This is a genomic window from Rothia sp. HMSC065D02, assembly GCF_001815285.1.
In the GTDB taxonomy this organism is placed as follows: Bacteria; Actinomycetota; Actinomycetes; order Actinomycetales; family Micrococcaceae; genus Rothia; species Rothia dentocariosa.
Map to the genome: position 1 here is coordinate 287,186 of NZ_KV820092.1, position 13,365 is coordinate 300,550.

General features: G+C 56.0%; 9 protein-coding genes and 1 pseudogene. 7 read left to right on the plus strand and 3 right to left on the minus strand.

All coding sequences use genetic code 11. The features are described 5' to 3' along the window. Window positions 1–12: 12 nt before the first annotated feature. The 6 genes and pseudogenes from rsmD to mutM form a co-directional block, all read left to right on the plus strand. A pseudogene (gene rsmD, locus HMPREF3016_RS08750) lies at window positions 13–630 on the plus strand (16S rRNA (guanine(966)-N(2))-methyltransferase RsmD); the annotation flags it as partial. Next, entirely contained in the window at window positions 624–1,121 is a 498-nt protein-coding gene (gene coaD, locus HMPREF3016_RS08755) for a pantetheine-phosphate adenylyltransferase (RefSeq protein ID WP_070697146.1), read from the plus strand. The pseudogene rsmD and the gene coaD, both read left to right, overlap by 7 nt. A gap of 206 nt (window positions 1,122–1,327) precedes the next feature. Continuing rightward, entirely contained in the window at window positions 1,328–1,855 is a 528-nt protein-coding gene (locus HMPREF3016_RS08760) for a YceD family protein (protein ID WP_004004887.1), read from the plus strand. 30 nt (window positions 1,856–1,885) lie between these two features. Continuing rightward, the gene (rpmF, locus tag HMPREF3016_RS08765) at window positions 1,886–2,089 is read left to right on the plus strand and encodes a 50S ribosomal protein L32 (RefSeq protein ID WP_004004885.1); all 204 of its coding nucleotides are present in this window, start codon (window positions 1,886–1,888) and stop codon (window positions 2,087–2,089) included. Between the two features lie 17 nt (window positions 2,090–2,106). Then, window positions 2,107–2,793 carry a ribonuclease III gene (gene rnc / locus HMPREF3016_RS08770; RefSeq protein WP_070697144.1) on the plus strand — a complete coding sequence of 229 codons (687 nt, stop codon included), beginning with the start codon at window positions 2,107–2,109 and terminating at the stop codon, window positions 2,791–2,793. 78 nt (window positions 2,794–2,871) lie between these two features. Further along, window positions 2,872–3,870, plus strand: a complete 999-nt coding sequence (gene mutM, locus HMPREF3016_RS08775; RefSeq protein ID WP_070697142.1) for a bifunctional DNA-formamidopyrimidine glycosylase/DNA-(apurinic or apyrimidinic site) lyase — start codon at window positions 2,872–2,874, stop codon at window positions 3,868–3,870. 8 nt (window positions 3,871–3,878) lie between these two features. Here the strand turns inward: mutM and HMPREF3016_RS08780 are convergent, their stop codons facing one another. The 3 genes from HMPREF3016_RS08780 to HMPREF3016_RS08790 all read right to left on the minus strand — a co-directional run bounded on the left by HMPREF3016_RS08780 (window position 3,879) and on the right by HMPREF3016_RS08790 (window position 9,287). Further along, complete coding sequence (locus tag HMPREF3016_RS08780; protein WP_070697140.1) at window positions 3,879–5,027, minus strand: NAD-dependent epimerase/dehydratase family protein; 1,149 nt, start codon at window positions 5,025–5,027, stop codon at window positions 3,879–3,881. Window positions 5,028–5,142: 115 nt separating this feature from the next. Further along, the gene (locus HMPREF3016_RS08785; protein WP_070741691.1) at window positions 5,143–8,073 is read right to left on the minus strand and encodes an alpha/beta fold hydrolase; all 2,931 of its coding nucleotides are present in this window, start codon (window positions 8,071–8,073) and stop codon (window positions 5,143–5,145) included. A gap of 140 nt (window positions 8,074–8,213) precedes the next feature. After that, a complete protein-coding gene (locus HMPREF3016_RS08790) occupies window positions 8,214–9,287 on the minus strand; it encodes a 3-oxoacyl-ACP synthase III (protein WP_070627903.1) in 1,074 nt (357 codons plus the stop codon). A gap of 444 nt (window positions 9,288–9,731) precedes the next feature. On the opposite strand from HMPREF3016_RS08790, the gene smc reads away from it, so the two are divergent. Beyond that, a complete protein-coding gene (gene smc, locus HMPREF3016_RS08795; RefSeq protein WP_070741694.1) occupies window positions 9,732–13,349 on the plus strand; it encodes a chromosome segregation protein SMC in 3,618 nt (1,205 codons plus the stop codon). Window positions 13,350–13,365: the final 16 nt, after the last annotated feature.

Here is a 13,365-nt window from a genome sequence, read left to right on the forward strand (position 1 = left end):
AACAGACGTGAGGAACGCATGAGCCGTATTATTGCCGGAATCGCTGGCGGTCTACGCCTTGCCTCGGTGCCGGGAGAGAACACTCGTCCCACGACCGATCGGGTGAAGGAATCACTTTTCTCGAAGCTGGAGAGCTATGGCGTTGTGCAGGGGGCACGTGTTCTTGATGCTTATGCCGGATCGGGTGCCCTAGGGTGCGAGGCGCTTTCGCGGGGTGCCGCATCCGTCGAGTTCGTGGAGAAGCACCCCAAGGCATGTGAGGTTACCCGCCGAAATGTTGCGGCAACGTCGAAAACTGCAACCGGCGTTACCCGAGTGACTCAGGGGAGCGCGCAAAGCTATGTAGCGGTCCATAGCGGCCCCTGGGATCTTGTATTTCTTGACCCTCCATATGCGTTTACACAAGATCAGATTCTCGATATTTTGTGTGTCATCACCCCGAATCTAGCGGAGGGCGCCATCGTGGTCGTGGAGCGTTCTTCGCGCGACGCGGAACCCGCGTGGAAATCTCAGCTGCGCCGGTTTGCAATGAAGAAATATGGCGAGACAGTGCTGTACTATCTTGAACCAGATGAATCATATACGGATACTGGTTCTGAACCCGCCGAAAGCGAGAACGCTTCATGTTAGCTATCTGCCCCGGATCATTTGACCCGATTCACCATGGACACCTGGAGATTATTGCTCGTACCTCTGCGCTCTTTGATGATGTGATCGTGGGGGTTGCACATAACTCCTCTAAAAAATACCTTTTTTCTCTGCAGGAGCGAGTGAACTTGGTGGAGCGTTCCCTCGCGGAGCGCGGTATTACCACCATGAAGGTTGAGGTTATTCCACCGGGGGTACTTTTAGCACAGTGGGCTCAGGAACACGGGGCGCAGGTACTTGTTAAGGGCCTCCGCTCGGGCACGGATTACGAGTATGAGGCTCCAATGGCGAGTATGAACCGCCATTTGGCAAACTTGGAGACGGTGTTCTTGGCGGGGGAGGACCGTTTCGGCGGGGTGTCTTCGACGATTATCCGTGAGGTTGCATCCTTAGGCGGCGACGTTTCGGTTTATGTGCCGCGTGTGGTTTCGGACGCGCTCGTCGCTAAGCACTCACAGGCTTCGGACCAATAACACGATTGCGTAGTTTTATGCGCGATTCTCCCATGATCGAAGGCTTTTTCCTGGGTTTGCGCGTATTTTATGTGAATTTTGATGCGTCGAATGTCATAGTTTGCCGCCCGAACCTTGATTAACGGCGGTTGAGGGGATAGAATATCTCTTTGGTTTAAGCATTTTGTATAAGGAGATATGCCATTTCACCTCAAAACTCCTCTGATTTGGTGGTGTCAGTCAAAAATCTGGTGCACCGTCCCGGATCTATGGAAACCCTCGACGAGGTTGTACAGGCACCCGCTGAGATGGGTAATGCCCTGATTGGTGTACAAGAAGGCACCGACATGGACCTGAACATTCGGCTGGAGTCGGTAGTAGATGGTATCCTGGTAAGCGGCACAACCGTAGTGGATGTACACGGCGAGTGTAGCCTATGTTTGGATCCGATTGATTACGAAATGTCGACCAACATACAAGAGCTTTTTGTTTTCGAGAAGGCCCCCTCTGGCGGCCCCGAAGACGAAGACGATGAGCAGTATGCCGTTGAAGGTGAATCTATTGACCTTGAGCCGGCACTGCGGGATGCAGTAATCCTTCAACTGCCGTTCCAGCCCGTCTGCCGGGAAACCTGCCAGGGACTGTGCTCTGAATGCGGAGCGCGCCTGGAGGAAGACCCCGGGCATCATCACGAGGTGTTGGATCCGCGCTGGTCAGCCCTACAGGGCTTGCTGAGCGAGGATACCGAAAACTAAATTGTTGTTACGAGAGAATGAGAGATAGCTGTGGCTGTTCCCAAGCGCAAGATGTCCCGCGCTAACACCCGCGCGCGTCGTTCCCAGTGGAAGGCATCTGTGCCGCCGCTGGTTAAGACTGTTGAAAACGGTCGCGTGACTTACAGCCTGCCTCACCAGGCAAAGGTTGTAACCGACGCTGCAGGCAACGCCCTGTTCCTGGAATACAAGGGCCGTAAGGTCGCCGACGCTTAATCACGCGAGTATTCCTGATGACTAACATTCCTAGCGAAGCTGGGGAGTTGCTTGAACGTCTCGGTGTCGATATTGACGCCGAGACGTTTTTGCTGTCTCTCACCCACCGTTCCTACGCTTTTGAAAACCCCGGAGTAGAGCATAATGAACGCCTAGAGTTCCTGGGGGATTCTGTACTTTCTCTTGCCATTGCTGAGGAGGTGTACCGCCGCTACCCCGAACTTCCCGAAGGTGAGCTCGTGAAACTGCACCATGTGGTGGTTTCGGCTCCCGCTTTGGCAATAGCCGCCCGTAAACTAGAGCTGGGTAAGCATATCCGTCTAGGTAAGGGGGAAAGGCTTACGGGAGGTGCCGATAAAGATTCGATTCTTGCCGACACCATGGAAGCTATCTTTGGAGCAACGTACATCAGCTTGGGGCGGGAAGCCGCCCGTGAGCTCGTTCTGCGGTTGATTGCGCCCATGCTAGAAGACGAACAAATTCTCAATTCCGGACGCGACTGGAAAACCGATCTGCAGACGCTGGTAACCTCGCGGTCTTGGGGAGATGTAACCTACGAGATCGAAGCAGAAGGCCCCGACCATGCTCGCGTGTATACTGCCCGCGCTATCGTGGCAAAGCAGACCGCGGGTACCGGAAGCGGACCTAGCAAGAAGGAAGCGGAGCGTCTTGCCGCAGAAGCTGCGTATCGCATACTAGTCTAAAAATAAGTTTGCGCCGCCCGGCGGGAGAAACTATCTTTTGCGTCGAGTGGCGAGTTCATGACGCTGTGAAGGGGAGAGATGCCGGAGCTACCCGAGGTTGAGACTGTGCGTGAGGGTGTGCATCATCATGCTGTCGATTGTGTAATCGAGCGGGTACGCATTCTCGATGAACGCTCTATTCGCCGCCATATCGGAGGTTCTGTGGATTTTACGACGTGTTTAGAAAGAACCCGTATTCGCGGGGCATATAGGCGCGGCAAGTATATGTGGCTGACACTCTCTGCACCCGAAGACGAACCTTTCCCGAAGCGTGGCGACAGCGATGACACGTTACTGCCGTACGCGCTTGTTATTCATCTGGGGATGAGCGGGCAGCTACTCGTGAAGACTCCAGAATTCCCCGCTGAGAAGCACCTCAAAATCGTACTTGAACTCGAACCCGCCGATGGTGAGAGTACCAATAAAGCCACTGAATTACGGTTTGTCGACCAGCGTATCTTTGGTGGAATGTTCCTCTCAAATCTAGTTCCCGATATTCCTGCGGGCACTTCGCCCGCTGGTGCGGAAGAAATATCGGAAGAGTTCTTGGTTCCTGAAGCTGTTGAGCATATTGGGCGTGACCCGGTAGATCCATCCTTTGATGTGGCAAAGATTCGCCGCATCATGCTACGCACTTCCAGCGGCATTAAACGCCTGCTTCTGGACCAGTCCGTGGTTTCTGGGATCGGAAATATTTATGCGGATGAGGCGCTCTGGCGTGCCAGAATACACTACGCAAAACCTGCAAAATCTCTCAGCGCCACCCAAACCCGGGAGCTATTCGCCGCCGTACACCAGGTACTGACCGAAGCGCTCCATGCGGGCGGGACCAGTTTCGATGCGCTCTATGTGAACGTCAACGGACAATCCGGTTATTTTGACAGGTCCTTGAACGCTTACGGTCGCGCCGGAGAACCCTGTCGACGGTGCTTAGAGGCCGGGCGCACCAGCATTATTGTGCGTGAACCATTTATGAACCGTTCCTCATACCGCTGTCCGCACTGCCAACGCAGCCCGCGCGGGCTAAAAATCAGCTAATGTTTTTCCTACACGGCTGAAGAGGAACGCGAATATTTATCCCCGTAAAAAAGACCCAGACGACGGTACCCCTCGTCGATCGTAACAGCGGGCTCCCACTGTAAAAGTTCGCGGGTGAGCCTCTGATCGAACCAGTGCGCCGTTGAAAGCTGCTCTGCCAAAAATTCGGTCATGGGAGGCTCATCCCCGGCTGTTACCGACTTCGGCAGACGACCCCACACCTTTTCGATCAAACGCCCCGCAAAAGCCGCCGCTGGCGCGGGAACCGAGAAACGCGGCGCAGGAACCCCAACCGCCGTGCAGAAACCACTCATCAGCTCAGCAATCGTGCGGGGCTGACCATTTGTGACCACCAGCGCGCGCCCGGCTATCGACTCTAGGCGCTCATAACCGCGTACCAGCGCATCTGCCGCGTTATCAATATAGAGCGTATCGATCAGACCTGTGCCCCCGGAAAGTAGGGGCAGCCGCCCGGACCGAGCCCTATCTAGGATACGCTCCACCAACTGAGTATCGCCCGGTCCCCAAATCAGGTGCGGTCGTAACGCCCCCACGCGCATGGTAGAGCCCGAGGCGAGTTTTGTGCCGTTCGCCGCCAAAACCGCAAGCTCTGCCGTCGCCTTAGAACGAGCATAGTTTCCACGAGCATGCTCGGGGGACGCCGCCCCGTTCCCCTCGCCGATGAGAGCCGTTCCGGCATGAGCAACCGAAGGAGAAGATACATACAAAAACTTAGAAATCGAACGCTCTATAGCGGCATCCAGAAGAGCCTGCGTGCCCACAATATTGGTACGCTCGTAATCCTCCCAATCGCCCGAAACCGAGACTTTCGCAGCGGCATGTACAATGCCGTCCACTCCCACAAGAGCCTGCTCAATAACCTCAGCATTATTAAGAGAACCGCGAACCTGCTCGAAACGAGGGCGTATCGTATCTGGCAGTAGCGCTGCAATACCCGCATCACTGCGCTGGAATACGCGCACATCATACCCGGCACGCAACAGCGCGATGGCGGTTTCACGACCGAGCATGCCGCTTGCACCGGTAATAAGCACACGTTCGCCGCTACGGGCAGCAAAATACGATTCATCGACGGGACGCAAAGACCGCGGCGCAGGGTCGGTATACCGAGCCGCTAAAGGAGCCGGGGTAGCCATAAAAGCCTCCAAAATTCAGGTTTCTCCTGATCTTCAAGAATCTACATGCGAAAACACAACGGGAGAACAGTATCAGGCGGATCCCCTGTGTATCCTCTCACCGCTATCTTAAGAACTAAGCACCCGCAAGTACCTTTGAAGCCCACTCGCCAAGGGCAGGCCTATCAATCTTCGAGTTATGGCGAATATCGGTCGGATGCTCCTTGATAACCAACACAGCCGCCAACTCGATACCCGTATCATCCTGAACGCGCTCGCGGATCTGTCGGCTCAGCTCGAAGGGTGCCTGACCCTGCTTGAGTTTACGGTTGGCGGCCTCAATGACGAGCACGGGTGCGGCTGTGCCTGCAGGACCGACCGAGACCAGTGCGGCACGGCGAACTGCATCCAAGGTCTCAGCGGACTGCTCAGCGGCAACCGGGGTCAGCACACCTTGGGCAGTCAAAAGGACATGCGCTAAGCGCCCCTCAACCCAGAGACGACCGGCAGCATCCAGATGCCCCACATCGCCGGTGTGATGCCAACCAGGGGTTGAAATCGATTTTTCTTCGGTCACCCAGAGGGTATCGTAACGGTCTTTTACATGGGGAGCCGATACCAAAATCTCACCGGTCACACCCGGTTCGTGAGTCATCTCCGAAGCTACGGTTCCATCCTCCTGCAAAGGAGCAATCGCCACCGCCGCACCATATACCGCGTACCCTACACATACCCCGTCTCGTGCAAAAGGATCAAGAATATCGCCCTCGGCATTCGGGGTTCCCTCAGCTAGTGCCTGGCGAATCATATCCAAAGATACATCGGTAACCGGCAGTCCCTCGGTCATGCCATAAGGGGTGTGCAGTGAGGCATGAGGCACCAGCTTCGAGAGTTCGTCAAGCAGGGGAACAGGAATAGGCGCCCCAGCCGACAGCACGGTGGTGACCCCCGCTAGGGCTGCGCGCTGCGAATCGGTGAGTTCGGAGGCGCTTGCCACCACGTTCACGAGTGCCGCAGGGGAGGCGAAGACGGTGGATGCGCTAATCGCCTCGGTCGCGGAGGCTAACGCGGTTGCGGTGAGCGTCTTGGGCTTGGTCACGTCCATCTTTGGGGTAACACTCGTAGCGCCCAGAGCCGGGCCTAGAAGCGCGAAGGGCGCGAATCCAGCTACCAGACCTGACCCGGACTTGAACCCGTAGGTGTTGACGATGGCATCGCGCATACCCGCCAGCTGACGCTGGGTGTACACAACACCCTTTGCGGGGCCGGTTGAGCCGGAAGTGTACAGGACAGCGGCATCCGCATCCGGATCGGGGTCGGGGAACTCGATAACCGCAGGAGTGGCAATAGGGGCGCTGAGTGTGTTTTCGGATGTTTTAGAACGTGCCGAACGTTTGTGAACGGACTCAAAGACAGAACCTTCTACACCGAGCACCCGATCCTGGAACTTACCGAGCGGTTCTACGGAAATGCGGTGCCCGGGCCACAACAGGGATCGTGCGGCGGCGAGAGCGGCGGGAATGCCCACGATAAATTGCGGGTTGGCGCCCTTGAGCGCGCGCGTAAGACCCGTAAGCCCCAAACCGGTATCCGCCACCACAATAACCGCACCCAGTTTAAGGCACGCATAAATAAGCGTTGTCAGGCGTGACCCAGGTGGCACCATCAGATTCACACGGTCACCGGGACGTACCCCTAGGGCGTGCAGGCGCGCCGCCGCCGCATCCACATGCGTTGCGAGCTGCTGCCACGTAAGCTGTGCTGCAACCTGGGTTCCATCGCCTGCGGAGTCCATATCTACAATTGCGAGCGAGGTGTCCTGCGCGCGTTCGTTCAACGCCGCTATCATCGGGCGGAATTCTTCGTGTGCTTCTTCTTCGGAAGTTTTCAGATTCCGAATACGTTCGTCCAAAGCTCGCCGCGCCTCACGATGCTGTGCCTCTGCGTTGACCGGCTTCTCTAGATAACCCTCAACGAGCGTGCCGAAGTTCTGCCCCAGCCAAGAAAAGATAGGGGCGGCAATATCTTCATCTTCGGCAACTAGGTGCGATGCCTTTTCGTAGCGGTGCACCTTGGCCTGGGGAAAACGACCCATCAGATCGAAGAGGTAGCGCCGCTGAAAAACCGGGTCTTTAGTACCCCACTGGAAGAACGCGGGAACCTTCAAATCCCGAACACCTTCCGCAATGCGCACCATATGAGCGTATGAGGGTATATCGGTTCCCGTGGGAATATCGCCCACAAAATTGCGGATACCTTCGCGCCACGCCGGATGCGCATAAGGCGCCCGGTAGGTGCGGCGAATTCCCTCGTGAAGTTTGCTGGGGTAAAGCGCACGCGGTTGGGATTCCTGTGGCCCGGCTAGAGCCCGTTCCGAAGAGCCTGGCCCACCTTCGGAGGGTACCCGACCCTGGTTTTGTGCCAGCCCCAGAGTAACGTCTAGAAAAGCTGTAGAGTCTCGTGTACCCAGCTCGTGAACTCCCAAGGCTAGGCGCAGCGCCGCCGGGATGCGCTCAACACCATCGTGATATATAGCCGTGTTCGTGAGCATGACGCCCGAAAGAATATTTTGATGTTCGAGCGCCCAGCCCAGCGAGATTAAACCGCCCCAGTCATGGGCGAGGGTCACCACCGGTTTATCGGTTGTATCCAGCCCGAGTTCGCGGGTAAAATCGCTCAAGTCTGCTATGCGGTCTTCAAGCGAGCGCCGTTCGTCCTCCAGGTCGAGGTGAGTGCGTTCGGAGTACCCCATATCGAGCTGGTCGACAGCGATAACACGCCACGGTGCTGTACTGTTCACACCGGCATCGAGTACGGTACGCCACAGATACGACCAGGTGGGGTTGCCGTGTACGCACAGGATCGTGCCGATAGGGTCAAGCCCATGTTCCTGAAGCGCTGGAGTATTGTCGAGGTAATGCCACCGTCGTGCCTGCGCCTGGGCGGCCCGCGCCTCAATCGGGGCGGTGGTAGGTACCTCAAGCATGTGCGAGTAGCGAGGATCAACGCCCGTCCACTCGTGTGGGTTATATGGTGGTTGGGTCTTCGGGAAGTTAAGGTGGCGCATATACTGTCCTTGCTGTTGCGACGGCTCGTCGCTGGTGATATTCAGAGTACCTTGGCGTGGGGGGGGGGGGTATGTACCGATACAGTGAGGAGCCCCGCACCTGCCGAGGCTCCCACGCGATGAGACGATACTAATTCACATTACCAGTTGATTTCCATGAGCGCAGTATTCAAACCGGAACCCACACCCATGCATAGAATACGGTCACCTTTTTTATAGGTGGGGGCGCATTCCGCAAGAGTCATAGGCAGTGCCGCTGCCGCTACGTTACCCCAAACGGGGAAAGTCAGCGGAATACGGTCACGTTTAATTCCTACGGCTTCGATAATAGCGTTGGTGTGAGCATTAGAAATCTGGTGAGTCACATAGGAATCCATATTGCTCCACTCCCAACCGTCCTCATGAGCTTGTTCCCAAGCCTGAGCTACCAGCTGCAGACCATGCTCAAGAAGACCAGCGGCATCGGTATTCATGCCCTGATCAGCTTCACCGCCAATGCACAGATTACGATGCTCAGTTCCCGCACGCGATACCGAACCGATGATGCGGTGCCCTTCGGGATGCGCATCTGCCTTACCGAGTACCGCCGCCGCCGCACCCGAGCCGAGGGTGAGGGTAGCAAACTGGGCGAGCACATCCTCACGAGATGTATGAGGCTGGCTCAAAATCCGCAGGGCGGTACGATGCCACGGGGAAGGATCTTCACCGGCAACAACGAGAGCGTAGTCAACAGCACCGGAATCGATCATCGTAGACGCCACAGTCATAGCGTTTACAAACCCTAGGCAGGCGTTCGTAATATCGAAGTTTAGGGCGTGACGAGGCAGATTAAGGCGGTCATGAATACCCACAGATACTGCGGGTTCAAAATTGTCGCGGGTTACAGAAGCATTAATGAGCAGCCCCACTTGGTCCCGGTCAACCTTCGCAGCTTGAAGCGCTTTCTCTGCTGCAGCAACGGCACCATCTTCAAAAGTTTGACCCTCAGCCCAGCCACGACGTTCGCTAATACCCGCCAGACGCTCCAGTAACCCCTTAGGCATCTTCAGACGCTTATAGGTGTTGGACAATTGTTCGTCAAAATATGAGCTTGTAACTACACGGGGAGGAAGTTCATGCGCGATAGAAAGTAAAGCAGCGTTACGATGCCGGATATCAGAATTTACGCCGGGCTTATCTGCGTCAGAAGTCGCGGCTGCAGTGTGTTTGGACAATCTGTATGACCTTTACAGGGAGGTACGTCTATGATGGGTACAACGAAGAAATAGCGGAGGCGCTGGTACGCTCCCCGCATCGTCGACTTAGTTAAATCTACCGTACCCGCGCCCTAAAGTCCGAAATTCCGCATTCATGACTCCGTGCGCCGCATGGCAGACATCCCTAGAATATCAAGGCGTAAAGTTATTGTGCAGCCCTTGGCGGCTTCGAGATACGGAATATTCGTTCACCTATCGCTTAAGACCTTCAACTGGAAGCCGACGCTTCCCGGCAGTTCAGGATGCAAACTTTTCTAAAGCCGGGCAACGTCCGTTGTGCATCCTTAAAATCTGGATGAGCTCGTTTCACGCCCGGAACGCTGATGATGCATCTGAGTACAATAGAACTACTCTGCGCCTGCTAAAACCCCGGCGCGGTTTCCACCCGATGAAAGGCAATCCGTGCACCTGACTTCGCTCACCCTACGCGGCTTCAAGTCTTTCGCATCGTCCACCACATTTGAATTCGCACCCGGCATTAACGCTGTGGTAGGACCTAACGGCTCGGGAAAATCAAATATTATGGATGCGCTCGCCTGGGTTATGGGGGAGCAGGGGGCAAAAACTCTGCGCGGTGGTTCCATGCAGGATGTTATTTTTGCGGGTTCTGGTACGAGTGGAGCCGAAAACAGCGGAAAATCCCAATTAGGGCGTGCCCAAGTTGTTTTGCGCCTAGATAATACGGATGGTGCGCTGTCGATACCCGCCGACACTGTCGAAATCTCACGTACTATGTTCCGTGCCGGTGGCAGCGAATATGAGATTAATGGGTCGCCTGCTCGTCTGTCCGATGTGCATGATATTCTCGCGGAAGCTGGAATGGGGCGTGAGATGCACGTGCTTATCGGGCAGGGTCAGCTCGATAAAATTTTGCACGCCTCTGCCGCCGAACGCCGCGAAATTATGGAAGAGGCCGCCGGAATCCTAAAATACCGCCGCCGCCAGGATAAAACCGCCCGCAAACTTGAGGCCATGAGTGCTAATCTGACCCGCCTGAATGACTTGGCTGCCGAGCTCAGCAACCAGTTGGAACCGCTTGGGGATCAAGCAGAGTCTGCGGCAACCGCGCGTGAACTGCAAGCGCGCATCCGCGAGCTGCATGGCATACTAATCGCCCGAGAAACCCATGCGCTCAACGCCCAAGTACAGGAACAGACCCGGCGACTTAGCGATACGAGTGAGCAGGCGCATGAACTCGATGAAAGCCGCGAAAAAATACGGACGCGGCGAAAAACCCTCGACGAGAACCTTGAGGCAGCACGCCGCGAGCAAACGGAGGCGAACGCTCACCTTGCGCGCATCCGCGAGCTTGTGGCACGGGTTAACGCGGTAATTGCGGTAGCGGCTGAGCGTGCCCAAGCGGAAGAAAACGCTCCTGCTCTTGAAGACTATCGGCAGGAAGTTGAGCGCTGTGCACAACGTCTTGCAGAGGATGAAAAAAATCGTGACAGCGCGGCTGTTGAGTACGAAAAAGCGCAGACGGAGGCTCAGGAATCTGAACGTCGAGTACAGGAACTTACAAGTGCTCTCGCCACATTGGAAAACACCCGTGCTCAACACGAGGCTGAGCGTGACCGCGCTAGAAAACGCCGTGCCGAACTTGCTGAAGCTACCGCCGTGGCACGCGCCACCTATGAACGCGCTTGTGCCATGGAAGAGACCCGCCGTGCTGAACACGAAGACTTGACCGCCGAATCTGCGCGTATGGCTAAGACCGTAGCGCACTCAGAGGCTGTCCTGCAGACGGCGGCAGCAGAAGAAGAAACTCACCAGCGGGATCTCACCGCCGCCGCTAGCGTACGAACTAAAGCCGAAGAAACCCGTGAGAAGGTTCGTGCCCAGGTATTAGAGGCCTCCCAAACATATGCTGGTGCCCATGAACGTGCCGCAACTCTGCGAGAAGCCCTTGGGCAAAGCCTAGAGATAGCCGACAATCTCTCGGAAGTACATCTCGATCAGCTCGTGCGTGTTTTTGAGGTTCTTACCATCGAGAAAGGCTGGGAGCGCGCCGCCTCTGCCGCACTGGCTGCCTTTGCATCGGCGGCAATTAACGCCCCGCAAGACACCCATATTTCTCGTCTTATCTCTGATGCTGGGAAGAAGACAGCGAAGACTAAGAAGCCATCTCGAAAGACAGAAGAATTAGCGGAAAAAACTCTGGATCTTTCAGATGTGCCAGATGCCGTAGCGGCGCTTACGGTCATTACTCCTGTCACAGACTCGGCAGAGAATTTACTCGATAAATCTGCCCGCACAGCTCTTAACGCGGCACTCTACGCACGCCTGCACGGAGTTTACTTTGTGCAGGATGCGCCCGCAGCTGCCTTAGCACTTACCGCCGGCGCTCACCGTGTTTACGACAGGCAGGGAATCGAATACACCGCCTACAGTATTCTGCACCCGGCACACGAACAGAGTGCCCTCGAACTTGCCGCCGCCGCGCAGGCCTCCCGTGACGACGCCGAAAAAGCTCTAGAAAAACTCAACCGTGCCAAGAAAAAGCTTACGACTGCCGAACGCGCTCTCACCGCTGCAATCGAGACAGAACGCGGAATCGCCAAACTTCTAGGCGAATCCCGTGCCGCCCACGCCCGTGCCGAGGCGGAGCATGCGCGCATCCTAAGCCGATCCGAAAGTCTGCATGCCGAGATCGCGCGCGCTGCCGAAAAACTGCACCATGCCGCAGATGAAGCACAGGAACTTCAGAGCGCATACCAACAGACACGCGACGAGCTGACCGCCCATGAAGAAGCTCGTATGACGCATAGCATCATAGGGAGTAAAGAGGCTGAATCTGGCGGCACCCCGGATAACCCCGCCGATCTCGAAGGCTCTCTCGCGCAGGCACGCAAAACACTGCATGAGGCAGAACAGCACCATGCCCGCATCCAGACCGAAGCTGCACAACGAGTCGCCGAAATGCATGCTGCAGAAGCCTCAATGGAACGCACCCGGGAGGTTTATAGCCGTGCAGAACGTGCTCTCACCGCAGCGCAGGCAGCGCGCGAGCAAGCGCATCGCCTAGCTACCGCAGCACGTTCACAACAGCGCCAAGCTCACGCGCTAGCTGATGCTCTAGCCACTGAAACAGAAACCTGGAAAAATCGTCTTGACGAAATCGCGCGCAGCATGGGTGAAACCGCAGAGCAACGCGCCGAAACTTATACCGAAGAACAAGACCTTGCGACGGCCCATCAAGCAGCCCTCGCCCTCATCTCGCGCGCCGAAACCGAACTCGCACGCCTCGAAACCCGTCGTGAAACTCTGGCAGAACGCTCACGGCTTCTGACCCAGCTGCCTCTCGACGAAATTCTGCAGACACACCCCAACCCAGACGAAAACGCCGAAGATTACGTACCCACCGAGACCATTCAAACACGGCTTGCCGCCACCGAACGCGAACTCGAAAAGCTCGGCAAAATCAACCCCCTCGCCCTCGAAGAATACGAAGCACTCACCGAACGACACACCTACCTGCGAGAACAAATCGCTGACCTCAAAAAATCTCGCGGCGATGTCATGACCGTCATGGACGAAGTCACCACCCACATTACTGAAGTTTTCACGCAGGCATTCAACACCGTAAACGAGCACTATGAACGTATCTTTGGCATACTTTTCCCCGGAGGTGAAGGTCGCCTAGAGCTCTCCGACCCTGACGATATTCTTAACTCAGGCGTAGATATTTATGCCCGTCCGGCTGGCAAAAAAGTCAAACGTCTCTCGCTTCTTTCCGGTGGAGAACGATCGCTCGCATCCCTGGCGTTGTTAATCGCCATCTTTATGGTAAGCCCCTCACCGTTTTATGCCCTTGATGAGGTAGAAGCAGCCCTTGACGACCGCAACCTAGGGCGAGTCCTCACAGTACTGCAAGAACTGGGGGAGCGCTCGCAGCTCATCGTGGTCACCCATCAAAAACGTACGATGCAGATTGCACAAACCCTTTACGGCGTTTCGATGCGCAACGGTGTTTCGACTGTAATCTCACAAAATATGGATGAGCTGCGCGAGCTGCTCTAACGTTTTCTAAGCGCAA

What these genes read in the sequence shown, in the direction of transcription:
- coaD (WP_070697146.1), top strand. Translation starts at nt 624, where the DNA reads ATGTTAGCTATCTGCCCCGGATCATTTGACCCGATTCACCATGGACAC.
- rnc (WP_070697144.1), top strand. Translation starts at nt 2,107, where the DNA reads ATGACTAACATTCCTAGCGAAGCTGGGGAGTTGCTTGAACGTCTCGGT.
- mutM (WP_070697142.1), top strand. Translation starts at nt 2,872, where the DNA reads ATGCCGGAGCTACCCGAGGTTGAGACTGTGCGTGAGGGTGTGCATCAT.
- HMPREF3016_RS08780 (WP_070697140.1), bottom strand. Translation starts at nt 5,027, where the DNA reads ATGGCTACCCCGGCTCCTTTAGCGGCTCGGTATACCGACCCTGCGCCG.
- HMPREF3016_RS08785 (WP_070741691.1), bottom strand. Translation starts at nt 8,073, where the DNA reads ATGCGCCACCTTAACTTCCCGAAGACCCAACCACCATATAACCCACAC.